This is a genomic window from Clostridium ljungdahlii, assembly GCF_001636845.1.
In the GTDB taxonomy this organism is placed as follows: Bacteria; Bacillota; Clostridia; order Clostridiales; family Clostridiaceae; genus Clostridium_B; species Clostridium_B ljungdahlii_A.
In genome coordinates this window covers 35306-61735 of sequence record NZ_LITT01000058.1, presented here as the reverse complement: position 1 = coordinate 61735, position 26430 = coordinate 35306, and the positions used below count along the sequence as shown (strand labels likewise).

General features: G+C 31.9%; 25 protein-coding genes and 1 other annotated feature. All 25 genes read right to left on the bottom strand.

What is annotated here, in order from left to right:
* Positions 1 to 3: 3 nt before the first annotated feature.
* A complete protein-coding gene (minE, locus tag WY13_RS15845; RefSeq protein ID WP_063556563.1) occupies positions 4 to 270 on the bottom strand; it encodes a cell division topological specificity factor MinE in 267 nt (88 codons plus the stop codon).
* A gap of 15 nt (positions 271 to 285) precedes the next feature.
* Positions 286 to 1083, bottom strand: a complete 798-nt coding sequence (minD, locus tag WY13_RS15840; RefSeq protein ID WP_063556562.1) for a septum site-determining protein MinD — start codon at positions 1081 to 1083, stop codon at positions 286 to 288.
* Between the two features lie 234 nt (positions 1084 to 1317).
* Positions 1318 to 1950: a septum site-determining protein MinC gene (gene minC / locus WY13_RS15835; protein ID WP_063556561.1), complete on the bottom strand. Its 633-nt coding sequence runs from the start codon at positions 1948 to 1950 to the stop codon at positions 1318 to 1320.
* 249 nt (positions 1951 to 2199) lie between these two features.
* On the bottom strand, positions 2200 to 4884 hold the full coding sequence (locus tag WY13_RS15830) for a penicillin-binding transpeptidase domain-containing protein (RefSeq protein WP_063556560.1): 2685 nt from the start codon (positions 4882 to 4884) through the stop codon (positions 2200 to 2202).
* 18 nt (positions 4885 to 4902) lie between these two features.
* Positions 4903 to 5394: a rod shape-determining protein MreD gene (mreD, locus tag WY13_RS15825; protein ID WP_063556559.1), complete on the bottom strand. Its 492-nt coding sequence runs from the start codon at positions 5392 to 5394 to the stop codon at positions 4903 to 4905.
* A gap of 12 nt (positions 5395 to 5406) precedes the next feature.
* Positions 5407 to 6270, bottom strand: coding sequence for a rod shape-determining protein MreC (mreC, locus tag WY13_RS15820; RefSeq protein WP_063556558.1), 864 nt, complete (start codon positions 6268 to 6270; stop codon positions 5407 to 5409).
* Between the two features lie 9 nt (positions 6271 to 6279).
* A complete protein-coding gene (locus WY13_RS15815; protein ID WP_063556557.1) occupies positions 6280 to 7290 on the bottom strand; it encodes a rod shape-determining protein in 1011 nt (336 codons plus the stop codon).
* A 14-nt stretch (positions 7291 to 7304) separates the two neighbouring features.
* The gene (radC, locus tag WY13_RS15810) at positions 7305 to 7997 is read right to left on the bottom strand and encodes a RadC family protein (RefSeq protein WP_063556556.1); all 693 of its coding nucleotides are present in this window, start codon (positions 7995 to 7997) and stop codon (positions 7305 to 7307) included.
* A 14-nt stretch (positions 7998 to 8011) separates the two neighbouring features.
* Positions 8012 to 8590, bottom strand: a complete 579-nt coding sequence (locus tag WY13_RS15805) for a Maf-like protein (protein WP_063556555.1) — start codon at positions 8588 to 8590, stop codon at positions 8012 to 8014.
* Between the two features lie 11 nt (positions 8591 to 8601).
* Positions 8602 to 8862: a DUF4321 domain-containing protein gene (locus tag WY13_RS15800; protein ID WP_063556554.1), complete on the bottom strand. Its 261-nt coding sequence runs from the start codon at positions 8860 to 8862 to the stop codon at positions 8602 to 8604.
* 178 nt (positions 8863 to 9040) lie between these two features.
* Positions 9041 to 9763 carry a hypothetical protein gene (locus WY13_RS15795; RefSeq protein ID WP_063556553.1) on the bottom strand — a complete coding sequence of 241 codons (723 nt, stop codon included), beginning with the start codon at positions 9761 to 9763 and terminating at the stop codon, positions 9041 to 9043.
* Positions 9764 to 9835: 72 nt separating this feature from the next.
* Positions 9836 to 10333 carry a GNAT family N-acetyltransferase gene (locus tag WY13_RS15790; protein ID WP_063556552.1) on the bottom strand — a complete coding sequence of 166 codons (498 nt, stop codon included), beginning with the start codon at positions 10331 to 10333 and terminating at the stop codon, positions 9836 to 9838.
* A 168-nt stretch (positions 10334 to 10501) separates the two neighbouring features.
* A complete protein-coding gene (gene thrB / locus WY13_RS15785) occupies positions 10502 to 11401 on the bottom strand; it encodes a homoserine kinase (RefSeq protein ID WP_063556551.1) in 900 nt (299 codons plus the stop codon).
* Between the two features lie 51 nt (positions 11402 to 11452).
* Positions 11453 to 12697, bottom strand: a complete 1245-nt coding sequence (locus WY13_RS15780; RefSeq protein WP_063556550.1) for a homoserine dehydrogenase — start codon at positions 12695 to 12697, stop codon at positions 11453 to 11455.
* A gap of 102 nt (positions 12698 to 12799) precedes the next feature.
* Positions 12800 to 13084, bottom strand: a binding site (T-box leader).
* Positions 13085 to 13107: 23 nt separating this feature from the next.
* Complete coding sequence (locus WY13_RS15775; RefSeq protein WP_063556549.1) at positions 13108 to 13545, bottom strand: ACT domain-containing protein; 438 nt, start codon at positions 13543 to 13545, stop codon at positions 13108 to 13110.
* Between the two features lie 796 nt (positions 13546 to 14341).
* Positions 14342 to 16183, bottom strand: coding sequence for an APC family permease (locus WY13_RS15770; RefSeq protein WP_063556548.1), 1842 nt, complete (start codon positions 16181 to 16183; stop codon positions 14342 to 14344).
* Between the two features lie 378 nt (positions 16184 to 16561).
* Positions 16562 to 17602, bottom strand: coding sequence for a PocR ligand-binding domain-containing protein (locus tag WY13_RS22135; protein ID WP_063556547.1), 1041 nt, complete (start codon positions 17600 to 17602; stop codon positions 16562 to 16564).
* Positions 17603 to 18072: 470 nt separating this feature from the next.
* Positions 18073 to 18348 carry a EutN/CcmL family microcompartment protein gene (locus tag WY13_RS15760; RefSeq protein WP_063556546.1) on the bottom strand — a complete coding sequence of 92 codons (276 nt, stop codon included), beginning with the start codon at positions 18346 to 18348 and terminating at the stop codon, positions 18073 to 18075.
* 144 nt (positions 18349 to 18492) lie between these two features.
* Positions 18493 to 19908 (bottom strand): sigma-54 interaction domain-containing protein, encoded by a 1416-nt coding sequence (locus WY13_RS15755; RefSeq protein WP_156499066.1) that lies wholly within the window; start codon positions 19906 to 19908, stop codon positions 18493 to 18495.
* Between the two features lie 737 nt (positions 19909 to 20645).
* Positions 20646 to 21212, bottom strand: coding sequence for a 4Fe-4S dicluster domain-containing protein (locus tag WY13_RS15750; RefSeq protein WP_063556736.1), 567 nt, complete (start codon positions 21210 to 21212; stop codon positions 20646 to 20648).
* Positions 21213 to 21216: 4 nt separating this feature from the next.
* A complete protein-coding gene (locus tag WY13_RS15745) occupies positions 21217 to 22605 on the bottom strand; it encodes a [FeFe] hydrogenase, group A (protein ID WP_082848539.1) in 1389 nt (462 codons plus the stop codon).
* Between the two features lie 42 nt (positions 22606 to 22647).
* A complete protein-coding gene (locus WY13_RS15740) occupies positions 22648 to 23202 on the bottom strand; it encodes a 4Fe-4S dicluster domain-containing protein (protein WP_063556545.1) in 555 nt (184 codons plus the stop codon).
* Positions 23203 to 23228: 26 nt separating this feature from the next.
* Entirely contained in the window at positions 23229 to 23984 is a 756-nt protein-coding gene (locus WY13_RS15735) for a 2Fe-2S iron-sulfur cluster-binding protein (RefSeq protein WP_063556544.1), read from the bottom strand.
* A 16-nt stretch (positions 23985 to 24000) separates the two neighbouring features.
* Complete coding sequence (locus tag WY13_RS15730) at positions 24001 to 25800, bottom strand: NADH-ubiquinone oxidoreductase-F iron-sulfur binding region domain-containing protein (protein WP_063556543.1); 1800 nt, start codon at positions 25798 to 25800, stop codon at positions 24001 to 24003.
* Positions 25793 to 26278 (bottom strand): NADH-quinone oxidoreductase subunit NuoE, encoded by a 486-nt coding sequence (gene nuoE / locus WY13_RS15725; RefSeq protein WP_013237373.1) that lies wholly within the window; start codon positions 26276 to 26278, stop codon positions 25793 to 25795. Before nuoE ends, WY13_RS15730 begins: the two co-directional genes overlap by 8 nt.
* Between the last annotated feature and the right edge of the window lie 152 nt (positions 26279 to 26430).

The following is a 26430-nucleotide window of genomic DNA, read 5'->3' as shown; positions in this document are numbered from 1 at the left end:
AGCCTATTTATTATATTTAACCTTTTTTATAGGTATACTGGCCACAAGTGCTGCTGAATTTCCCGTTAATTCCTCTGAATTTGTCATTTTTACATCTATTTCAGAACGATCTATCTCCATATATTTTGAAAGTACTTTAAGTATGTCATCCTTTATATTGTCTAATACTTCCTTTGACATATCACATCTGTCGTGTATTAGTATTAATCTCAATCTTTCTTTAGCTACATCTTTGGAAGATTGCTTAGAGAACATCTTAAACAAGTCCATTCCCCTACTACCCCCTTATTTAATACCAAATAGTTTCTTTATTGACGAAAATAATCCTTCATGGCTAGTATTCAAATCCATAAGAGGCACTTTTTCTCCCGTTATTCTTTTAGCTATATTTCTAAATGCTTGTCCTGATAATGAGCCGCTGGTCAATACTATAGGTTCACCCTTATTTGTAGAAATAGTTATATTTCTGTCATCCGGCACTACTCCTATAAGTTCTATAGCCAAACTATCTAATATGTCATTTACATCCAGCATATCTCCATTTTTAGTCATTTCATAATTTATTCTGTTTACTATAAGTTGATGTTTTTCAATTCCCTTAGCATCCAACTTTCCAATGACTCTGTCAGAATCCCTAACTGAAGTAACTTCAGGATTTACTACAACTAATGCCCTATCTGCCCCTACTATTGCATTTTCAAAACCATGCTCAATTCCTGCAGGACAATCTATAATTACATAGTCGTATTCATTTTTTAATTCTTCAATTAAATTCAGCATATCTTGGGTACTTATATCATCTTTATCTCTTGTTTGTGCTGTAGGCAAAAGATACAAATTTGGTAGTCTTTTATCCTTTATAAGAGCCTGCTTTAGCCTACACTTGTCTTCTACTACATCAAGTATAGTAAATACAATTCTATTTTCAAGTCCCATAAGAACATCTAAATTTCTAAGTCCTGTATCTCCATCTACCACTACTACACTTTTATTCAAAGCAGCTAATGCAGTACCTATATTTGCCGTAGTAGTAGTTTTTCCAACTCCCCCTTTGCCTGATGTTACTACAATTGCTTCTCCCATCTATACTACCTCCATCAAATAAATTTATTAGATAAATCTCTCTTAATATATGAACGTATACAATTAACGATAATCATCTAAGCAATAAAACCATCTATAGAATATTATACTAGACATAACAAGAATAATCCAGAATATTATTCAGTACAATTTATACCAATTATATAGCTTTAAAGTTACTAACAAAGAACTTCAGCATAAAATAAAACTGAAGTTCTTACTAACTATGACATATCAAATAAACTTATTTGGCAAATAGGGTTCTACTATTATCATATTTTCCCTAATCTTAGCTACTTCTGGATACTGGGGTTTAATATTGTCCTCTGGTGATCTGGTAACTATGTCTGCAATTTGAAGCATTTCCGGCTGCAAACAAATTGAAGCAACTATAGCTTTTGCATTCCCACCAAATCCAGCATGGGCATATCCATGAAGTGCTCCAAAAACTATTATATTACCCCCTGCATATATTTCAGAACCTGCATTTACATCTCCAATTACGACTATATTTCCCGAATAATTTACTATTTGACCACTTCTAACCGTCCTATGTAAAAATTTAGTTCTTCCTTCGTAAATTCCCGAAAATACTTTGCTTGGTTTTTCACTGCTGTCTTCAAATATGCAATCCTTTATGAGAAATTTTTCAAACAATATATTTTTAAGTTTATTAAATTGCTTTTCATTTACGCTCTTTAATTCCGTTGTTATTTTTAGAGTACATCCCTTATAAAACATTTTTCCAGTTGAAAGCCTTTTGATTAAACTTTCAAGCATTTCGTCAAAATCTTTAAAACCATTATTATTTATAATTATATTTATTCCATCTCTATTGCCCTTAACTATTATATTATTATTCCTCATAATTAGCCTCCATAAGTCACCTCATATACTATTTCAACACACTTTACGTAAATCCTTTCTAATTTCCAACTTTATTTTTTAATATAATACTTGTTCTAGAAATTCTTACTTAAGCTAAATTCTAATTAAAATTATTATCATATAAAGGGCTGCCGCATTAAGAAATTTACATACAATATATTGTTTTAAAGATTAATGATAAACACAGTATATTGTAATATTTATTCTTAGTGCAACAGCCCCTTTTTTTTAATTACTGTTTTGTTGAGTATTTGTACTAGTAGGTGTACTAGTAGCTATGCGGCCTGTTTCAGTAAAATATGATGAAAAAATATCTCTTGTTACAGTAGCTGCACCATATCCTCCTTGACCACCATCAAATAGGACTACACATACTGCTATTTCAGGTTTATCGAGAGGCGCAAATCCAACATATTCAGAATAGTCTGTTCTTCCTATTTGTTCCTGATTTCCTAAACTTGCAGTACCGGTTTTTCCTCCCGTAGATATAGGGAATCCATTAAATACCTGCGCTGCTGTACCTCCTTCATTAACAGAACCCATTCCAGCTTTAATGGCTTCTACAGTTTCTTGATTAATTCCAGTTTTCTGTATGACTTCCGGTTTAACCTGCTCAATAATTCCTCCGTTGGAATTTAAATATTTGTCTACTAAATGTACTTTATATCTAGTTCCACCATTCACAAGGGTAGCAATATAATTTGCCATCTGAAGAGGAGTAAACTCATTCAATCCCTGTCCTATAGCAGCATTTTCTATATTAGCTGGTACCTTTAACTGAGCATTTGCATCTGAAACAGTTATACTGTATATGACATCAATCAAATCATCCATCTTCTCATCACTTATATCCTTTTTGTTATTAGGATCTTCCTTTACAAGTTCAGAAAATAATTCTTTGTATTTTGCTTTATCAAAAGCACTCTTTCCATCTTTTACAGAATTCTTTATCAAAGTTTTGATATCATTTTTAATTTGCTTTACCTTACTTGAATCATTACTATTATCATATAGGTTAACTGAAACTACCTTATGACCTTTATCATCCTGACCATCTCTAAGATCAGCCATAACTTGCCACAAATAAGTACTAGCATAGGTATTTTTATTTGATACTGTATTGTATACCTGCCCAAACTTTTCTGGAATTTCTATCCCAGTGGATGCTTTTACATCACTATTTACAGGAACGCCAAGCCCAAACTTCCAGGCATATTTAGCAAGTCCATCGTCTCCAAGAGCATCACGAATGCGCTTGCCTACAGTCATAAAATAAGGGTTACTGGATACTTGTAGAGCCTTGGCCAAATCTACTACTCCTTTTGGTCCATCCAATATAAACTTTACAATTTTTCCGCCCTGATCAAACTGCCCCGTATCATCTACACAAAAGCCTGGATTTATTACTCCGCCTTCAAGACCTGCAATAGCAGTCATTGGCTTGAATGTAGAACCCGGAGGTATTAAAGACTGAGTAGCATAATTATAAAACGGTTTTGGATATATGTCATAAACATCTTGTCTTATAGTAGTGTTATTTTTTATACTTGTATCAAGTGGAAATAATGTATTTAACACCTGATCCTCTGTCTCTCCTGGAAAGTTTGAAGTTATATTTCTCTTTTCTATATATTCCTTTCCAAAAGCTCCTAAATCCGGATTGAAATATTGTTGATATAAATCTTGAGAAATCATTCCAGGAACTGCAAACATATTTGGATCATATCCTGGCCTGCTGGCCATGGCAAGTACAGCTCCCGTATTCACATCAAGTACTACTGCTGCCCCTCTAGTTGCATTGGTAGTATCAGATCTCTGCTGCCCATAAGGATTAGATCTGAGACTTGCCATAGTAGTATCGAGTGCATCTTCTGCTGCTTTTTGAACCTTGGAATCCACTGTTAACTGAACTGTTTCACCTGGGTAAGAGTCTTTTGTACCTAATTCTTGAACTATTTTCCCATTTTTATTCAGCTTTACTATTTTTCCTCCCTTTGACCCTTTCAATCTATCTTCAAGTGCACCTTCTATACCTGCCTGACCTACATAATCACTACTTACATCATAACCTTTTTCCTTGTATTTATCATAGTCAGAAGATATTTTAGATATATATCCTATAAAACTAGATCCTAGTTCCTTATTAGGATAATATCTTATAGGCTGGGTATCCACATCTATCCCCGGGAGTTCATTTGACATTTGTAAAAATTTAAAGGCAGTATCCTTCTTTATATTACTTGCAACTGTTACAGGTTTATACCCAGAATAACTCTGCATTTTTAAAGTATCCTTAATAATCATATATCTTCTCTGATCTTCTAAAGAATATGCACTACTTATTTTGTACTTGGCAATAAGTTTTTTGAAAGTATCCTCTGGGGTTATTTTCAGTAATTCTTTATTCACTAAAACCTTCAAATCATCTTCAGATATATTTTTATTTTTGCTTTTAATTTTCTTTTCTATTTCATCATTTAATCCTCTATCCCTTTTAAACTTAATTTCAAGATTTTTTCTAGTTTCTTCATCATCACTTCTAAATTCAAACCTATAAGGATTTATCTTAAGTTCAAAATCATCCTTCTGACTTTCTCCACTTTCATCTAGTATCTTAAATACTTTACTCATAGTAGGGAAAAAAGTCTTATCATTTTCATCCGTTTGATTGTATATGAGCACATAACTTTGGTTACTAGTAGCTAAAATATTACCATTCTTGTCCAAAATTTTTCCTCTTGGCGCCGCTTCCTGTATTTCTGTCAAAGATTTATTATTGGACTGCTCTTTATATTCCTGCCCCTTTACTACCTGAAGAAAGAGAAGTCTTCCTGCAATAGTTGCAAAAATAGCTACCATAATAACTGCTAGTACAGTATATCTTGTAATATTAGAATGCTTCTTCTCTTTCAAAAAATATCATCTCCACCTTTAAAATTTCCACTTAGCTTCCATATAATCTTTACTACAAAGATTATATATTGGCTTATACATAAAGATACACAAAATCATATCATAAATTCCTGTAAAAAATACATTTTTTATATTCACATACACTCCACATGAATATAGAATGCCCATTATTAACAAACCCTTAAATAAAACAAGTAAAAAACAAGAAATGACAGGAATAAGTCTTCTTTTTCTAAATATACTATTTCCTATAATACCTGCAATTACACATACTATCATATTTGTGAACGAGTTTATTCCAAAACCATATGAAAAGTATATATCCTGAAGTAATCCTGCAAACACTCCAAGCCACATACCTTCCCACGTTCCATTTACAATTGAATAGCAAATTACAAATATTATAAGTAACCCTGGATAAAAACTTTTCACCGCAAAAAAAGGCATCAATGAATTATCCAAAATAAATAGCAGAACTGATAATAGAACTAATACTAATAATTTTTTCATTTTACATCCACCCTAGTATTTTATATCCGTTTTGTCTTGAGGCACTACAATAAGTAGCTCCTGAAGCTTATCAAAATTCACATAAGGTTTTATCAAAGCATTTTTCATTACTTTTCCCTTATCATCCTCTACACTTATTACAGTTCCAATTCTTATTCCTCTAGGATATGAATTATTAATTCCTGATGTTAAGATAACATCTCCCTTTTTTATAGTAGAGTCCTGTGGAAGATAATATAACTTTGCTAAAAATTGATTATTACTATCACTGTATCCTTTTACCATACCACTATTTGTCACATCATTTGTATCTGTCGAAGTACCTTCAATAGTCCCACCTACTGCTAAATTTTCATTAGCCAGAGACTGTACTATAGACCAATTGCTTTCCACATGGACAACCTGTCCAACCAATCCATCAGCAGTAACTGCAACCATCTGCTTTTTTATACCATCCTTACTGCCTCTATTTATTGCAAATTCATTTAAGATTCCATCACTACTCCTACCTATTACATCACAGCCTATATAATCATATTCCGATTTTTGGCTCTTAAAATTCAGCTCTTTTCTTAGCTGGGAATTATCATTTTTAAGTGAATTATATTCTACTAATTTATTTTTTAATGAACTATTTTCCTTCTTCAATTCTTCATTTTCACTTTTTACCCTAGAAAAGTTTATTATAAAACTCAGAGAATTTTTTATACTATTATTGACCTTGTATAATCCTCCTTGAAAAGAATTAAAAGTAACACCTATGCCATTTCTTACAATTGAGTTGCTATTACCCTTGATACTAAAAGAAATCAAAGCTAAAAAAATAATTGAAAGTACTATTATAGCTAATACAAGCTTATTTCTCAAAAATCTCATAATACGTCACTATTTTCTACTAGCTACTATTTTATCAATAGTATCAAGGGCTTTTCCAGCGCCTAGTGCAACACAATCAAGAGGTGATTCAGCTATATGAACGGGCATATGTGTTTCTTGATTTATCAACTGGTCCAATCCTCTAAGCATCGCTCCACCACCTGCAAGCATAATTCCTTTGTCCATTATATCTGATGCAAGTTCTGGTGGTGTCTTTTCAAGGGTAGTTTTTATAGCATCAATTATTGCTGCTACAGGTTCCTTAAGAGCTTCTCTTATTTCACCTTCTGTTATATTTATAACCTTAGGTAACCCTGATATTAAATCTCTTCCTCTTATCTCCATTGAATTTTCTTCACCTATATCAAAAGCTGAACCTAATTCAATTTTTACATTTTCCGCAGTTCTTTCACCTATCATTAAATTGTATTCTTTCTTTATGTAGCCTATTATAGCCTGATCTAACTCATCACCAGCAATTCTTAAAGATTTACTTGTAACAATTCCTCCAAGTGATATTATAGCTACTTCTGTAGTACCTCCACCTATATCTACAATCATACTTCCTGTTGGTTCATTTACTGGAAGTCCTGCACCAATAGCAGCTGCCATAGGTTCTTCCATTAAAAGCACGTCCCTTGCTCCTGCATGCTTTGTTGCCTCTTCTATTGCCCTTTTTTCAACTTCAGTAACTCCAGATGGAAAACATACAAATATCCTAGGGCTAGTAAATGCTGACTTAGGACTTACTTTTTCTATAAATTTTCTAAGCATAGTATGAGTAACATCGAAATCAGCAATAACACCATCTTTAAGTGGTCTTATAGCCACAATATTACCAGGAGTTCTTCCTATCATATCTTTTGCTTCATTACCTATTGCCATTACCTTCTTTACATCATTGTTTATAGCAACTACAGAAGGCTCTCTAAGTACTATTCCCTTTCCTTTAACATATATAAGTGTATTAGCTGTTCCTAAATCAATTCCCATGTCTCTTGACATTCCAAAAAATCCCATTTATATTACTCCTTTCAATATCCACAAATTCCTTTTTGTTTTAAACTAACATATATTTCGTTTCCTATTATAAGATGATCTAATAGCTGTATGCCTAAAAGTTCACCGCATTCTTTTAATCTATGTGTTATATTTATATCCTCATTACTAGGTGATGGATCTCCTGAAGGATGGTTATGGCACACAATTATAGATGCACTATTTTTCTTTATAGCATAGTAAAATACTTCCCTGGGATGTACCAGTGCAGAATTTAAACTTCCTATAAATACATCTCTAATGCCTATAACTATATTTTTTGTATTCAACATAATAACTTTAAAATATTCCTGCTTCAATCCTTTCATTTCTTCCATGACAAGCATTGCTGCATCTCCTGGATCGCATATCTTATAATCATCACCATCCCTATAGGATTTGAATCTCTTTGCCAATTCCACCACAGCAAATATTTTAGCAGATTTTGCCTTTCCAATGCCCTTAATATTCATAAGATCTTCTAAATTAGAATTAAAAATTCCATTTAGTCCTCCATTGTCTTTTATAATCCTGCTGCTTAAAGATATTATATTTTCTTTTTTCGTACCTGAACCAAGTATTATTGCCAAAAGTTCCGAATTAGAAAGAACTTCTGGTCCATATCTGAATAACCTCTCCCTAGGTCTTTCATTTTGTGGTAAATCCATAATTTTTACCAATTCATTCATTTAAAAACTCCTTATTATAGATTTAACCCCATCTCACTTAACATATTATACAACTTATTTAAAGGTAATCCTACTACATTATAATAACATCCATGGATTTCTCTTACAAAAACTCCTCCATGACCTTGAATGCCATAGGCTCCTGCTTTATCTTTATATTCTCCTGTTTTTAAATACTCCTTTATACGTTTATCGTCTATTTTAGAAAATATTACGCGAGTACATACAAAGTCCTTAATTATTTTATTTGAGGATTTATCTATAATCGCTATACCTGAATATACCTTATGCTCATTTCCACTTAAGGATTTCAGCATATGAAAACCTTCTTCTATACTACCTGGTTTTCCAAGTATTTTTTCTTTAAAAAATACTATTGTATCACATCCTATTATTATAGAACTATTGTCTTTCAACTTTGAACACACATTTTTAGCTTTACCTTTAGCTAGCTCCATAACATAAGAACCACAATTCCCATCAAATTCAACAGAATTTTCATCAAAATCACTTACCATAACTTCAAAATTTCCTGTTAATCTCTTTAAAAGTTCCTTTCGCCTACTGGAAGCCGAAGCCAATACAATCTTCATGTCATCACTTCCTAATATCTTCTATATAGTATTATAGCCACAATTATACCAATTATAGTCATGATGTTTATACTAAACTTTACTCCTAAAGTCAATACTACAACCTTAAGATTTAATACAACTGGTTCAGTCATTCCCACAGAATAAGAATTTTTAAAAAAGTTTAGAAAACTAAAATTATTTCCAATAGCATCTCCTACAAGGCTTCCACATATAGCTCCCAAAATTATAAGAAACCATAAAAAGCTCTTACCTTTTTCAGCCCCTCTCACAAAAATCCCCTACCTTAATATTATATCTTATATAGTTTATCATTTAATAAAAGCATAAACAAGTAGATATATTATTGTTCAAAAAAATTTTTTAATTAAACATAAAAATGACAAGTATTGGTGTAAATGTCCCCGTACTTGCCCTTATATTATAACCTATTATCTTAACAATATAGAATTAATTGGATTTTACTTTTTTCAATATATTAAATATATAAATATAATTTTCTTCAGCTTTATCCTTCGTTATTTCTTTAGGAAGTTTGCTTACATATTCCGTTAAATCTTTTAAAACTAATTTATTATTACCATTTTCCGTTTTTTCACTTTTTAAAGCAGAACACCATTTTTTTAATTCATCTGTTTGTATAGATTTTACATCCTGTTCTGAAAGTTTATTTAGTATCTCTAAATTTGCATTTATTATTTCCGCTATTTCAACATTACACAGGTCATCCCTCTTTATCGTAAATGCCATTTTTGAATTATCTACTTTTTGGTCTGTAAGAGATTTCATCATTTTCTCTCCAACATCCTCTTGAAACACACCTAAAAATACTCTTGTCTTATCTGAATCCTGTATAGAAAAAGGTAATCCGTATTTAGTTAACAAACTTTTTTCCTCTGCTGCGTTATTTTTATCTTTGTAAACTCCACCTTGTACAGCTATAAATTCAGTAGATTTGCCATCTACAGCCGAACTACTCTTATCAGAAGTATTTTCAACCTTATTTTGAGATACAGTATTGGCCGCATTTTCATTTAAATTTCCTGATGCTCTAAATACCACTTTAAATATAAAAGTTCCCAGTATAAATGCAGCTGCAAGTATTATACACGTAAAAAATACAAAAGACTTAGTACTTTTCTCTCTTTTTAGATCATATCGTGTGTACTTCATTTTTTCACCCCTAATTTTATACTATTTTTATATATTAATATTATGGGATAAAAAAATTATTACTGCTAATCATTAAATTTTTTTCATAATTACCATGTCCATGTGCTTTCCATCTATGTCATAGAAATTCTTTACTATTCTAATAGCTTTATACCCAGCACTTTTCCAGATATTCATATTTTCAATTTCATTTTTAATTGTTCTAGCAAAAAATTCGGTCACATCATATTCTCTAGAAAAATACTCTATTATTTCTTTTATTAAAATGCCCCCTAAACTTGTATTTTTATATACTTCAGATAAATAAAAATACCATATCCAAAGTTCATTTTCATTTTTAAACTCAATTCTTCCCTTTAATATACCTATTAAAATACTGCCCTTTTCTATTTTTAAAAAGAATTCGCACTGGCTTATATAGCTCTCCAAAAATCTCTCTCTTAGTTCTTGTAAATTTGTTTCTCCCTCTAGAAAATCCTTCTTCTTCATCAATTTTTGTATGGCTACTAGATCTTTTTCTTGCACATTAGAGATTTTTATATCTTTATATTCTATTTTAACATCCAGCATTGCTTCACCTCTTTTGTACATTTGATTTGATTTAACTCTATTAAAGGGTTATACTTTTAAAATTCTACACAAATTTAAAAATTCCTTTATTTATTAAATCAATTGGCACAAAAACAACACCGAATTCTTAAATCACTAATTTCAATTAACCATATTGTCATTAGTAGACTAACTTAAGACTCTAGCTCCCTGTAAATCTGGATCAAGTAAAATAACCTTCCAGGTATCTTCTAGTTCATTCAAAAAATTTTTCATAGAACTTACGAATTTCTCTGCATTTTTATCCACTACTGCCATAAGTGTAGACCCTGAACCGCTTATAAATTCTCCTACAGATCCCAAGTCTTTTGATTTTTTAAAAACATCATCAAAATTTCTTATCAAACTTTTTCTATAAGGTTGATGAATTTTATCTTCAAAACACATTCTAAGTTTGTCAAATTCATTGTTATAAAGAGCACTTATAAGCATAGCAGCCCTAGAAGTGTTAAATATACAGTCCTCTTTTAAATAAGATTTAGGCAGAACTTCCCTAGAAAGAGCTGTGCTAACCTTAAATGATGGTATCATAGCAACAAATTTTAATTTATCTGGCACATTTACCTTTGAATGTTTTATATCCTCACCCACTTTTATAGATATTACCATTCCTCCAATTGCTGCAGGCACAACATTATCAGGATGTCCCTCTATTTTTGTAGCTAAATCAATTATATCTTCCATATCCATTTTGTTTTCCATAATTGCATTTGCCGCTATTATACCACCAACTATACATGCAGAACTACTTCCAAGCCCCCTTGACATAGGTATATCACATTTAATCACATTTATTTTAAATCCATTATAAGAATACCCTTGTTCATCCATAGCGCTCACTATACTTTTGTATATAAGATTTTCCCTAAAATCCTCTTCTGACTTTAATCCACCATTATATATTTCAGTTTTCCCACTTATTTCTTCAACTTCAATTTCATTATATAATTTAAGTGCCATACCTAAAGTATCAAATCCCGGCCCCATATTCGCTGTAGTAGCCGGCACCCTAACTTTGACTTTAGTCATATCTAATATCCCTCCAATTTTGTAAAAACCTTTGCTAAAATTCTATTTTCATTATTTGTCTAAAACCAATAACTTCTTTACAGACTGTGCATTTTTTTCACTTTTTACTTTTTCAATATAATCATCTATTAAATCTTCGTTATCTGCATTTACAAAAGCTACAACTTCTTCTTTATTTCCAGAAACACTATTGGACAAAATATAGCAACTTTTAAAACTTGAAGATATACTTTCTATAACTTCTACTCTATTTTGTGTTTTAATTCTTAAAAGCCATTTACTTTTTAAATTCCAACTCTTATTTATGCTAGCCTTTTCACTACTAAAAGTAATAGTTTTTTCTCTTTTATTTTCAACTATATCTGCTATATCTGCAAAAACTGCACTAGCCGTAGGAAACATCCCTGCTCCTTTTCCTGAAAACATCACGTCTCCTACTGCATCTCCTTCTACTAAAATAGCATTGTATTCATTCTCGATTTTCCCGAGCATAGAATCTTGTTTTACCATAACTGGCATAACAGCTGCATATATATCATCTTCAGATATCTTACTAATTCCAAGAAGTTTTATGCTGCACTTTTTCATTTTGGCATATCTGAAATCATCACTATCAATTTGTGTAATTCCCTCTATATTTATATCTTTCCAATCCACTCTTCTGTTATATGCAATAGTAGATAAAATTGAAAGTTTTCTAGCTGCATCATATCCCTTAACATCTGATTCCGGATTTGCTTCTGCAAAACCTAGTTCCTGAGCAAGTTTTAAAGCTTCTTCATAACTCATGCCGCTATGGCTCATTTTTGACAATATAAAATTTGTAGTACCATTTAGTATAGATCTTATACTCTTTATTTCATTTCCCACAAGACATTCATTCATTGATTTCAGTATAGGTATTCCCCCTCCAACACTTGCCTCAAAATGAATGGTAACTCCATTTTTTTTAGCTAATTGCAAAAGCTCATATCCTCTTTCTGCCATCAAATCCTTATTAGCTGTAACTACATGTTTTTTCATATTTAAAGCTCTTTTTATATATTCATAAGATGGATTTAGCCCCCCCATAGCTTCCACTATGATATCCACCTTTTCATTGAATATATCCTCTATATTTTCTGTTAAAAGCCCCCTGTTTTTATTGTTTAAGTGTTTATCTACATTTCTAACCAAAATTTTTGATATTACTAGTTCCTCATCTAGTTCATCTTTAAATTTATATCTATTTCTAGATATAAGTTCAGCTACTCCGCTTCCTACTACTCCATATCCAAGCATTGCTATATTTGCCATTTTACTTCCCCCTAATTATTTAATCTTATCAAGTGATTCTAAAATTCAGATAAATTTATTTAAGTATTAAGTTACATTCTAATGTTAAAAAAAACCCTTCCCTACTGGGACGAGTTTTATCGCGTTTCCACCCAATTAACAGTGTCAATTTTTAGTTATTACTAAAATAACTAAACCCCATATAGCCTAGGATATTTATCCATTACTTAAAAGCCATTACTGTCTCTCAACATCCATAACGCAGATCTGCGGAAATACCTACTACTAAATTTCAGTATACTACTCAAAGGTGGTTTTCAATAACATTAACTTAGGGAATATTACAGCCTATGAATCCCCCTCTCTAAAAGCAATACATTATCTACTTTTCCTTTTCATTGTTTTTTGCACATAATTAAAATAAACTTCATTTATTCCACTGCTACCAAGTTTACACTTATAACGCTGTCTAATTTGCCTATTTCTTCAACAAGTTCATTAATTTCTACTTCCAATTTAGAAGCATCAAAAGTTATAGATACAGCAGCAGCATTATTTATGGGTATATCCTGATTTAAAGTCAATATGTTGCCACTTCTTTGCGCTATTTTATCAAGTATATTTGATAGTGATCCAGTCTTATGAGCTAGTATAAGTCCAATAGTTACCTTGTGACTTGTTATACCTTCAGATAATGTAAACACTGAATCTTTATATTTATAATAACTGCTTCTACTTATACCTACTTTCTTTACACCTTCTGATATGTCTTTTACACAACCAGTTCTCAAAAGTTCTTTTACCTTTACAACTTTGTCAAACACATCAGGAAGTATTTTAGTATCAATTATAAGAAATCTATTATTCATAAAACCCCGCCTTGTCCGTGAGTCAAATACACATGTGTGTTGTTGAAGTATATGAATTATAATATCATAATAAAAATAAATATTCAACAGTTTTTATGAAAATTTTTATCTCAAAATGCAAGTAATCCTTTACACATAAATTATATTTTTTTAAGCATTAACTCAACTTTAACACATATAAAATTTTGGCTTAATATAATAACTTTGCGAAACAATATTTTCAAGAGGACAGAGGACAATTGATAGAGGACAGTGAAGGAGGATTTTAAAGAAACTCATGTTCTTTTTGTTTCTCCTTGATACTCTCTAAGTAACCAATTATCTTAAAATAATAGATTTTAGATGCCTGCTTAAGCGATATTTTGCATTATCAAAACAAGCCTAAAAAAATAAATTAGTTTTCTGACATAAGGAAGAAAACTTACCTTCACTGTCCTATGTCCTCTGTCAATTGTCATCTAAAAAATTGTGTCGCAATATTTTTAAACTGCAAAACTTGAGGCATTAATAACTGAAAATGCATAATCAGATATAAAGTTTTAACTAAAAAATAAACTTGTGAGTAGAAATATTTTACAATAAGCAAGTACATTTTAATATTTTGCATATAAGTCTTAGTGAAAAATTTGTAAAAAAACTTAGGACTTTTGAATTGTCTGAGGTACGAGTTTTCAAAAGTCCTTAGGTTTTTGCAAATTTTCTACTTAGACTTATCAAAATATTTAACTGTACTTGTGGTTGCAAAAATATTCGGAACACAAGTTTATTTTTCGTTTAGAAACTCTATATGTTTTCTTTAGTCTTCAAATATTATATATGGTACTGTAACTATAGCTATATTTCTTCTTCTCAAAAGCATGGTTTTAATAAATAATGCCGTTTGATTATGAAGTATATTTCCCCACCATTTTGTAACTACAAATTGTGGAAGAACTACAGTAACTGTATCTTTAGATCCTGCTGAATACTCTTCAGATTCTATAAATTTAACAAGAGGACCCACAATACTTCTATAAGGTGATTTTTTTACTATTATAGGTATGTCCACGTCATATTCATGCCATTTTTTCAAAAGCTTATTTGTAGCCTCATCATCTACAGAAACATGAAAAACTATTATATTTTTAGAGATTGTTCTTGCATAATTTAAAGCTTTTAAAAAAGATTTATTAAGAGTGTCTATAGGCACTATTACGTATCGCTTTTGTTCTGCAAAATTTATTTCTTTAGGTTTTTCATCAATAGATAGTCTTAATTGTTCTGCTACTTTAGTATAATGTTTTTTTATAGTCGCCATGAAATATACTATAACTGGTATAAGTATAAAGACTATCCAAGCTCCACTTGTAAATTTGGTTATTCCAAGTAAAACAGCAGTAAATAAGGTTACAGAAGCACCTATCCCATTTATAAAAGCTTTGTGAACCCATCCTTGTTTCTTTGTTCTAATCCATCTTACAAGCATTCCAAATTGGGATAGTGTAAAAGATATAAAAACTCCCACAGCATAAAGAGGCATTAAATAATGGGTTTCACCATTAAATAATACTACTAATAAACAAGATATAACTCCTAAAGTTATAATTCCATTGGAATATCCAAGTCTTTTTCCCCTTTTGGCAAATTGTCTCGGTGCAAAACCATCCTTAGCTATGTATGCTAAAAGCATTGGAAGTCCTGCAAAAGCTGTATTGCTTGCCATAATAAGTATAATTGCAGTAGTTGCCTGAATTATATAAAATAGAACATTGTTTCCAAATACTTGAGCTGCTATCTGAGCTACTACAGTTACATTAGAATTTGGAACTGAATGATACAATGTTGCCAGGTAAGATAAACCTAAAAATACTATAAATACAGTAAAAGAAAGAAGTCCTAGTACTTTCTTAGCATTTCTTTGACACGGCTCTTTGAAGTTAGGTATTCCATTACTTACTGCTTCAATACCCGTTAAGGCTGTACATCCTGAAGAAAAAGCCCTTAAAAATAAAAAGAGAGTTATATCTCCTGTAGCCTGAGGTAATTTATAAGCAGCTACTGGAGTATATCCAAAAATTTTAACCTTGCATATACCCCATGCAATCATAACTAGTATGGATATAATAAACAAATATGTAGGTACACCAAACATTTTAGAAGATTCTCTAAGTCCTCTAAGATTTCCTATAGTCATAAATAGTATTAGTAATAAAGTTATTTCAACTTTATATGGAAAAAGTGATGGAATTGCAGATGTTACTGCTGCCGTTCCTGCACAAGCACTAACTGCAACAGTAAGTATATATCCTATAGTAAGTGATGCACCTGCTACAAGTCCTGGGATTGTGCCTAGATTATCTTTGGCTACAATGTATGATCCCCCACCACCTGGATAAGCATCTATAGTTTGTCTATAAGACATAGTAACTAAAAACATTAAAAGTACTATACACAATGTAGCATAAAACATATATTTATATGACATTATTCCAATTACAGGTATTAATACCCAAAGTATTTCCTCTCCTGCATAAGCCACTGAAGAAATAGCATCACTAGATAATATAGGTAGTCCCCAAAATACATTTAATTTTTCACTTTTTAATTCTTCAGTTTTTAAACTTTTTCCTATTAAAAGTTTTCCTAATTTAGATCCCATTTTTTTTTGCTCCTCTAAAAGTAAATTTTCTTTTAAGTTTAGTATGGAATGATTATATATTATAATTAACTTTTATCATAACCTTCTTTTGAATATTTAAAGCCTATTTTAAATTAAATTGGCCAGCCTAAAGTTTAAAAATAGATTATTTATCTATATTATTCATTAATCCTTCGATTTAATACGATTTTAGCATACTACTAATTATTGACTATTGAAAATGCTGATTACTTTTTACATATAATGTATTTATAATTCTAATTAACCAAGTAAAAACTATATTTATATGTGTTATATAAATATAGTTTTTATAATTACCCTATAATTGCACAATATTATTGCATTTTAACATCAATGTATTAAATTTCCAATATGTACTTATTTTAAATCATGTGTTAGTTCTTTCATCTCAGTAGTCATAGATAATACTTCCTGTAACCCAGAATTAATTTGCTGGATAGCTGCTGCTTCATTTTCCGTAGTTTTTGATGTATAATCGGAGGTCTCCAAAGTTTTTGAAACAGAAGTCTGAATATTTGAAGTAAGTTCTATAACTCTAGCAGCAGTTTCCTTTGAACTATCCGAAAGTTTTCTTATTTCGTCCGATACTACACCGAATCCTTTTCCAAATTCTCCAGCTCTAGCAGCTTCAATAGCTGCATTTAATCCAAGCATTTTTGTCTGATCTGCGATACTCTTTATAGAACCTATAATTTCATATATTTTAGACGACAGCTCCTTTATACTTTGAATCTCCTTATTTAAGGATTGTTGATTTTCTGAAACTGTAACAGCAGAAGATGCTAGTCCTTCCATAGCTTGAGATATTTGCTGTAAACTTTCATTTATGCCTTTACCCATATATTCTAACTTGTATTGATTATATCCAAGTTTGGATAAAGTATTTGCCATCATATATAATACCTTTGCTATAGCTTCTACTCTATCTTTTTCTACAACTTTTACTTTTCTAAGTGCCTCTATGTATTCATTTGGATCTACTCCTATTTCTAGGGCTATTTTTCTAAATTTATCTTCATCAGGAGGTGCTGTCAAAACTTGTCCTCCAATAATGCTGCCAATAACCTTGCCTTGTAATACTATAGGAGCTGCATAATCTGTAAGTCCAGCGTGACAAGTATAAACAGCTGGTTTACCTGTTCTATAGGATTCTTCTCCACCTTTTTTATCACATTTCTGACACCTTTCATTTCCAATTTTACACTTTCTCGTAAGTTTCATGCAGAAATCGGTAAAACAACTTCCTTCAGTTACAGGTGAACCTGTATCATCTATAGAAATACTTGCAGTTCCAGTACCTTTAGAAAAATTATCTTGAAGCTCTTGCAAAAACTTCAAGTCGATTATGTCCCCTATTTTTATTTCATTAAAATCTTTTTTTTGAGTTTTATTATCCATATCTACATATATCCCTCCTAAATTAATACAAGCATAACTTATTATATACTTATCGTAATTATAATCCATTTACTTTATATAATGTAACTCAACTTTCCCACATATAAAATTTTGCGAAGCAATATTTTTGAGAGGACAGAGGACAATTGACAGAGGACAGTTAAGGATGATTTTTCTCCGCTATGCTACGAAAAATCTTCAATTTAAAAAGAACTTATGTTCTTTTGTTTTTCATGGGTACTCTTTTAGTAAGTAATTATCTGAAAATCATAGATTTTAGATACCTGCTTTAGCAAAACATCGCTTAAAAATAAATTAGTTTTCTGACGTAAGGAGGAAAACTCACCTTCATTGTCCTCTGTCCTCTGTCCTCTGTCCTCTGTCCTCTGTCCTCTGTCCTCTAAAAAGTTTTGCTTTGCAAAATTTTTAAACTGCGAAAGTCTAGTTAAGAATTAATTACACTTTATTAATTAGCGTTCATCCCATTCAATAGAATCTACAATGCCTACGATAGAAGCATCTATTGGTATATCATTTTGAGAATCACTAGAATTTCTTGATCCACTTCCTGTAACCACAATTACAGTGTCATTAGCACCTGCACCTACAGTATCTACAGCAACAAAATGATCACCTATTAAATTTTCTTTTTCATCTATTTTTTTTACTATTAATAATTTGCTTCCTATAAGCTTTTCACTTTTTTGGGTAGAAACAACCTTTCCAACAACTTTACCTAAAAACATACATATTCTCCTCTATTTAAGTTTTTCTAATCACTAGTATTATACAATTAAAATATTTTTCTACTTATAATTATTTACATGCTATTTTTCGTTTTTTTATTACATTTATTAGTATTATAACTATACTGCAATTTTAAACTTAAATCAATTTTCAGATTTATCATTGTATAAATTCAAATCTATGTCATACTTAGTTATCTTTCTGTATATAGTTGCCTTGCCTATTTGTAGCAATTCAGATGCCTTCATGGCATTTCCTTTACAATATTGAAGTGCATTTCGAATACACCGCTCTTCTACTACTTCTAAAGGTAAAACTTCTTTTGATAAATCATTACTTGTTTGTACTTCAGTTTTTCCACTCCTACCAATAAGGTACTTTGAAGTTATCATGGTATCCTCACAAAGGTAATAAGATCTTTCCACTACATTTCTGAGTTCTCTTGTATTTCCCTCAAAATTATACCTCTTCAATTTTTCTATGTAGGAAGGGTCTATATACTTGGGATCACATGGATTCTTAATATTAAGCTGACTCACAAAATGCTGGGCTAAAAGTTCTATATCCTCCTTTCTATCTCTTAGTGGAATAAGGTGAATATTCATAACATTAAGTCTATAATAAAGATCTCCTCTAAAATTTTTGTTTTCAACTTCATCTTTAAGCACCCTATTTGTTGCCGCAATTACTCTTACATCAATAGATTTTTCATAGTTTCCTCCAACCCTAACTATTTTAAGGTTATCTAATACTCTCAAAAGTTTTGACTGAATATCAAGTGGGAGTTCTCCTATTTCATCTAAAAATATTGTACCTCCATCTGCTAATTCAAATTTTCCTGGATTTCCTCCTTTTGATGCACCAGTAAAGGCACCTTTTTCATATCCAAAAAGTTCACTTTCTACTAATTCTCTAGGTATTGCAGCACAGTTTACAGCTACAAAAGGCCCCTTACTTCTGCTGCTGTAATTATGAATAGATTGGGCAAATACTTCTTTTCCTGTGCCGCTTTCACCTTCTATGAGTATATTGCAATTTGTTTTAGCTGCTCTTTTAGCTAACTTTATGACAGTTTTCTCCCTTTCATTTTTTGTAATAACATCATCAAAAGTAAATGAAGCCTTATAACCCACTAAATTATTTACCATTTTATGTAGGTTTTTAGTATCTCTAATAGCAAGTACCAATCCTATAATTCGTCCTCTTAATTTTACAGGTACCAAATTTACAACACATCTTATCCTTTTTCCATCTATATAAAAACTGCAATCTTGCGACCATTTGTTTTCTCCAGTAAGTACCACAGTTTTTAATATTTCATCCTTTAATATTTCATTTAAATAAGTTAAATATAAAGTTTCTTCTTTTACTCCCAGTATTTTAACAGTCGTTATATTCACTTTTTTTATTAAAAGGTTTTCGTCTGTAATTATGAGACCATCGTAACAGCAATCAAAAATAGCTTTAAGTATAAAAGATGATATATCATATTCCAATATACTGTCCATATCAATCCTGCACATACTACCTACATCATCTAGGAAACTCATATCTTCCATTCTTTAACCTCCTCAATACGTAAACAAAGTTCTTGGCATCAGATGGAGTTAACTCCACCTGATGCTTATTAACACGCTTCTTAGTGCTTCAGCACTTAGAAGCCGTTATCCTTTAGGCAAAATCGTTATCCAGAGACGTATCTGCTCACAACGTACACTTGGAGAAAAGCAGATATCCCAAATCTTTGATTTGGTGATAGTCGCTTTCGCTGTGTGCAAGCAGATATCCCAAATCTTTGATTTGGCGATAGTCGCTTTCGCTGTGTGCGTGAGAGTATTAGAGCAGGTAGTCATCGGATAAATCTTCTATTTAGTTTTAGTATATCACATTTTGAGAATAATCACGAAAGATTATTGTATCATTATGATAAATATTTATATAATATCATAATGATATTGACTTTTTGTGTCATTATGATATTATATAAATATAAAGTGTCTTGTTTCAACAGGGCAACAATTGACACAAAAATTGCTTTAATATAAATGTGAATATATGTTTGAAAAAACATTTTAATAGCCCTAAACCTAAAAGCCTAAAATCTAAGTAAAAATACTCCAGCATAGTTAGACCCCTATGCTGGAGTATTTTTACTTATCCAAATTACTCAACTTTCACACATATGACATTTTGATTTAATAAAAAATTAAGAAATTGAGTTAAGTTATATACAACAAAAAACTAAGAGCCTTCATCATATGCTATGATGAAAGCTCCTAACTTTTATTTATAATTTTTAGCTTGCTTCACGTTCGTCGTCATCTTTTTTTTCAACTATATTATTATTGTCGTCATAAGTAACTAATTTGAGAGATTTTGTAGGACAGACTTCTATACAAGCAGGCCCTCCATCCCTATCCTGGCAGAGATCACACTTATTTGCTACCACTCTTCCTTTTCCATTTACAGTAGGGTTACCTTCCTCACTCATCTTAAGTCCCTTTTGGTCTACAACTTCTCCATCCTTATATTGAGAAGCTAATTCAATAGCTCCAAAAGGACAAGCTAACATGCAGATTTTACATCCTACACATACATCTTTATCTACACTAACATAACCATTTTCATTTGAAATAGCATTAACTGGGCAAGCTTTAGCACAAGGTGCATCTTCACATTGTCTACATTGGACAGGAGCACTTACTTTTGCAGTCTTTATCACATTTAAGCGAGGATTAAAGTTAATTTTTGATACATTTGTATTAAAAAAATCTTCCCCTGAATGTGCAACACCACAAGCTGCTTCACAAGTCCTACATCCTATGCATTTATTAGGATCTGCTACTACGAGGCAATTTTTCATTTTATTAACTCTCCTTTTTTCTTGAGATATATTTAGTGTGCAATAATTCATGAGACTTAGCTCCTAATGGTTTGTCTAAGAACTCATCATATATTTTCTTTATTTCTGGATTTTCATGTGATTTTCTATAAGTAAGATTAGCGTCATGATTATATAATCCCTTTTTCCTATTATTATAAGCTTCCTCTTTATCTGAATCAAGTATAACCTTAGGTTGTCCTCCACCACTTATACATCCTTGAGGACAGGTCATAACCTCTATAAAGTGTAAATCACATTTACCTGCCTTTACTGATTCCATAACATCTTTTACATTTTTTAAGCCAGAAACTATTCCTACTTTTAGTCTAATATCTCCTAAGTCTACTTCAGCAGTTCTAAAACCTTCTCCACCTCTTACCATAGTAAGATCTATACTTGGAATAGCTTTTTTAGTATAAAGTTCATATCCAGTTCTAAGTGCTGCTTCCATGACTCCACCTGTAGCACCAAATATAGTTCCTGCACCGGTATACATACCAAGAGGAGTATCAAACTGTTCTTCTTCAATAGTATTAAAATCTATATCAGCATCTTTGAACAGTTGTGCTAATTCCCTTGTAGTTATAACTGCATCTACATCCCTGTGTCCACTGTCATGCATTTCTTCTCTTTCACTTTCAAATTCCTTGCATGTACATGGCATAACAGATACATTATAAATTCTAGCCGGATTAACATTATTTATTTCTGCTCCATAAGTTTTAAATATAGCTCCAGCCATCTGATTTGGGGACTTACAACTTGAAAGATGAGGTAAAAGTTCTGGATATGTTTGTTCTGCATATTTTACCCATGCTGGACAACAAGAAGTAAACATTGGCAAAACTCCACCTTCAGCTACTCTTTTTAGCAGCTCACTACCTTCTTCCATTATAGTAAGATCTGCACCAAAGTTTGTATCATATACTTTGTCAAATCCTAGTTTTCTAAGTGCAGCTGCCATTTTTCCTTCACTTAAAGTTCCAAGAGGCATTCCAAAATCCTCTCCTATAGCCACTCTTACAGCAGGTGCACATTGCACGATTTTAAATACATCTTTATTTTGTAAAATTTCTTTAACTCTTTTTGCCTGACCTTTATTATATGCCGCAAATAATGGTTCATCTACTTCCTTTAACAATCCTCTATCAAATAACCTTTTGCTAACTGGAGTAGGAACATCATCGTATACAGATTGATAGCCTTTACAAACTTGAATGCATTGTCCGCACATAACACACTTTTCAGTATTTATCTTCTGAGGTTTACCCTGTTCACCTTCTATAGCATCTACAGGACAGACATCCGCACATCGTCTGCAGCCTGTACATAATTCTTCATCTATATTTATCATAGAAGTACTAGTTGGCATATTTAACATTCCTTTCTTTTCCGGATTTTTATAACTTATAAATTAGAGATTTGCGTTTATATTTAACAGTTCCATAGCAGCTTTCACACTACGATCTTTTTTATCTTCTCTAGGATCTACTAACCTCAAGGCCTCTTTTGGACATTCTTTGATGCAGGCAGGTTCTCCTCCCTCTTCCTTACATAAATCACATTTATAAGCTGCTGCTCTTACTTTAACCTGAATTCCTCCTGTAACTACTTTACCTTGAGTTCTAGGTAGTAAACTTACAGCACCCACCGGACATACTATTGTACAGGTCTGACACCCTATACATGCACTTTCATTTATAATGATACTTCCATCTTTTTCAACTATAGCATTAACTGGGCATGCATTTAGACATGGTGCATCCTCACAATGTCTGCATTGTACTGGCATTACATTTCCTTTATTTTTAACAAAGAATAACCTTGGAGTTACTTTATTATTCATAGTTCCAATAGTTTTTCCTTGAGTATCTTCTCTATGTTTTGCAGCACAGGCAATCTCACAAGATCTACAGCCTATGCACTTGTCAGGATCGGCTATTACAAAAGAATTAAACTCTGGTTTCATTTAAATTACCACCCCTCTTTTAATTTTCACACGTTCTCAAAAATATTCTTGACATCTTTAGCTGTAACTTTCTTCTTGCAGCTGCTGCACATAAGCTTTTCTGGCTGCTCTTTTCCAAGCCTATTGTAAGCATATTTTACGTGTTCTTCTGTAGCAAAATATTCTCCGCACAAATCACATTTAACCATCTTGAATTTTTTGCCCCATATTTCTCTTTCTCCATCTTTATCCACAACTTTTATTGCATTAGTTGGACAAACATTTGCACAAGAAGCACATCCTATACATTCTGGTGAAGATTCATGATATGGAGTTGCTACTTCTTTATACATGCCTCTGTTAACAGTTGAAATTGCTCCAGTGCCTAATTCCTTGCAAGCTTTTGCACAAAGTCCGCACAAAACACAATTTTGTTCTGGATCCAATTTGAACCTCTTTACTCTCTTTTCCTCTACTCCAAAGGCTTTAGCTAATTCATTTACCTCTTTATTTTCAGGGCATCTTACTTTTAAAAGCATAACTATGTTTCTTCTCATTCTCTTTATTTCATCGTCATTAGTTATAACTTCTACTTCCTTACTTACAGGGAATATACAGGAAGTTACTATCTTTGCACGTCCCCTATCCACTACTTTAACTATACACAGTCTACAGCTAGCAAGCCCAGGTAATGCATCGCTGTGACATAATGTAGGTATATATATATTATTTCTTCTTGCTATTTGTAATATGAATTCTCCTTTTTCAGCTTCACAAGCTTTTCCATCTATTGTAATTTTCATATCTACATTCACCTCCCTATAGAACCTTAACAGCATCAAACTTACAGATGTTCATGCAGTTACCGCATCTCAAGCACTTATCAGCATCTATTGTATGTGGTTTCTTAATTTCCCCTGTTATACAATCAGCTGGACAATTCTTTTTACACATATCGCATCCCTTACATTTATCCTCGTCTATACCAAATGTAGTAAGCTTCTTACAAACTCCTGCTCTACATCTCTTATTCTTTATATGTTCTTCAAATTCATCTCTAAAATATCTTATAGCTGCTTTTACTGGATTTGGAGCACTCTTACCAAGGCTGCACAGAGATGCCTTGCTTGTCATGGAACATATCTCAAGAAGCTCTTCTATGTCTCCTTCTTTTCCATCACCATTGCATATATCGGTGAGTATTTCAAGCATTCTCTTTACGCCTTCTCTACAAGGTACACACTTTCCACAAGATTCTTCAGCTAAGAAGCTCAAGTAATATCTAGTTACATCCACCATACAGGTTCTATCATCCATTACGATCATTCCGCCGGAACCCATCATGGAATCTGCTTTAACCAAAGTATCATAATCTACTGGCAAGTCTAAATATTCAGATGGCAAACATCCTCCTGAAGGTCCACCTATCTGAACTGCCTTAAACTTTCTGTCATTTAATACTCCACCGCCAATATCATATATTATTTCTCTAAGAGTAGTTCCCATAGGTACTTCTACAAGTCCAGTATTCTTAACTTTTCCAACTAATGAGAATACTTTTGTTCCCTTACTCTTCTCCATAGTTCCTATAGCATGATACCAATCTCCGCCTTTTTCAATTATTATAGGTACATTGGCCCAAGTCTCTACATTATTTAAAACCGTAGGCTGTCCCCACAATCCTTTTTCTGTAGTGTGTATATATTTAGCTCTAGGTTCTCCTACCATACCTTCTATAGATGACATAAGTGCAGTAGACTCACCACATACAAAAGCTCCTCCACCTCTTACTATCTGTATATCGAAGGAAAAATCAGTTCCCAATATATTATTACCTAATAAATTTTCCTCTTTTGCTTTATTAATAGCTTTCTGCATATTTTCTACAGCAAGTCCATATTCATCTCTTATATAAGCAAATCCATTTGTACCTCCTACTGCATAAGCACACAATGTCATACCTTCTATAACACTATTAGGATCTCCTTCCATTATACTTCTATCCATAAATGCTCCAGGATCTCCCTCATCACCATTACATACTACATATATAGGTGATGTATCAATATCTGCAGCAGTTTTCCATTTACGTCCTGTTGGGAATCCTGCTCCGCCTCTTCCTCTAAGACCTGATTTTGTTATTTCTTCAAGCACATCTGCAGGTTTCATGCTGCTTATTGCTTTTTTAAGAGCTTTATATCCGCCTCTTTCAACGTAATCTTCCAAGCTTATTGGATCTATTTCGCCAACATTTCTAAGAGCAATTTTGTATTGTCTTTTACAAAATTCACTTTCTTTATGATTTCTTAATCTCTGTTTTGTAGCAGTTTCAAAATATAATAATTTTTCAATTATTTCCCCATTCATCAATGTCTTCTTTACTACATCTTCTACATCTTCTACTTTAACTTTAAAATATGCAATGTCATCTGGATATATTTTAAGTACAGGACCTTTTTCACACAATCCATCACAACCTGTTGCTTTCAATTTGACACTTACTTCTGCATTTGCCCCTAATTTAGCTATTTGTGCCTTCATTTCTTCATATACTTCCATACTGCCTTTAGCTAAACAACCTGTCCCACAACATATATTGACAGTTTTTTTATCACTCATCACTCTCACTCCTATACTCACTAAGAATTTCTTCAACCAGTTTAGGTGTTAAATTTCCATAATATTTGTCATTTATCATCATGACAGGAGCTATTGCACAGCACCCTATACAGTTAACTGTATTTATTGAAAATTTGAGATCTTCTGTAGTTTCACCTGGTTTAATTCCTATTGCCTTTTCAAGTTCGTCCATTACAACCATAGAACCAGCAACATGGCAAGCGGTTCCATCACATACAGTTATTATATTTTCCCCTTTTGGAGTAAGGCTCAATGCCTTATAAAAAGTAGCCATACCATATAGTCTACTTACAGGCGTGTCCAAATACTTAGCTAAATTCTCCAGTGCTTCTCTCGGTATATATTTGTACTTTCTCTGTATATCCTGTAGTATAGCAAGAGTAAATCTCTGCTCTTTAGGATATTTTTCAATTACATCTTGTCCAGACAGGTCCTCATTTTGCTGTTTAGTTAACATTAAATACTTCACCCTCCCATTTGAATATTATAATTGATTTCCCCCTTAAAATATTAGAAGGAATAAGATATTAGCTCTAAATCAAAGATTTGAGCCTCTATGCTTAAAAAATAATTTTAAAACATATAACATATTTAATTTAAAATTATTTT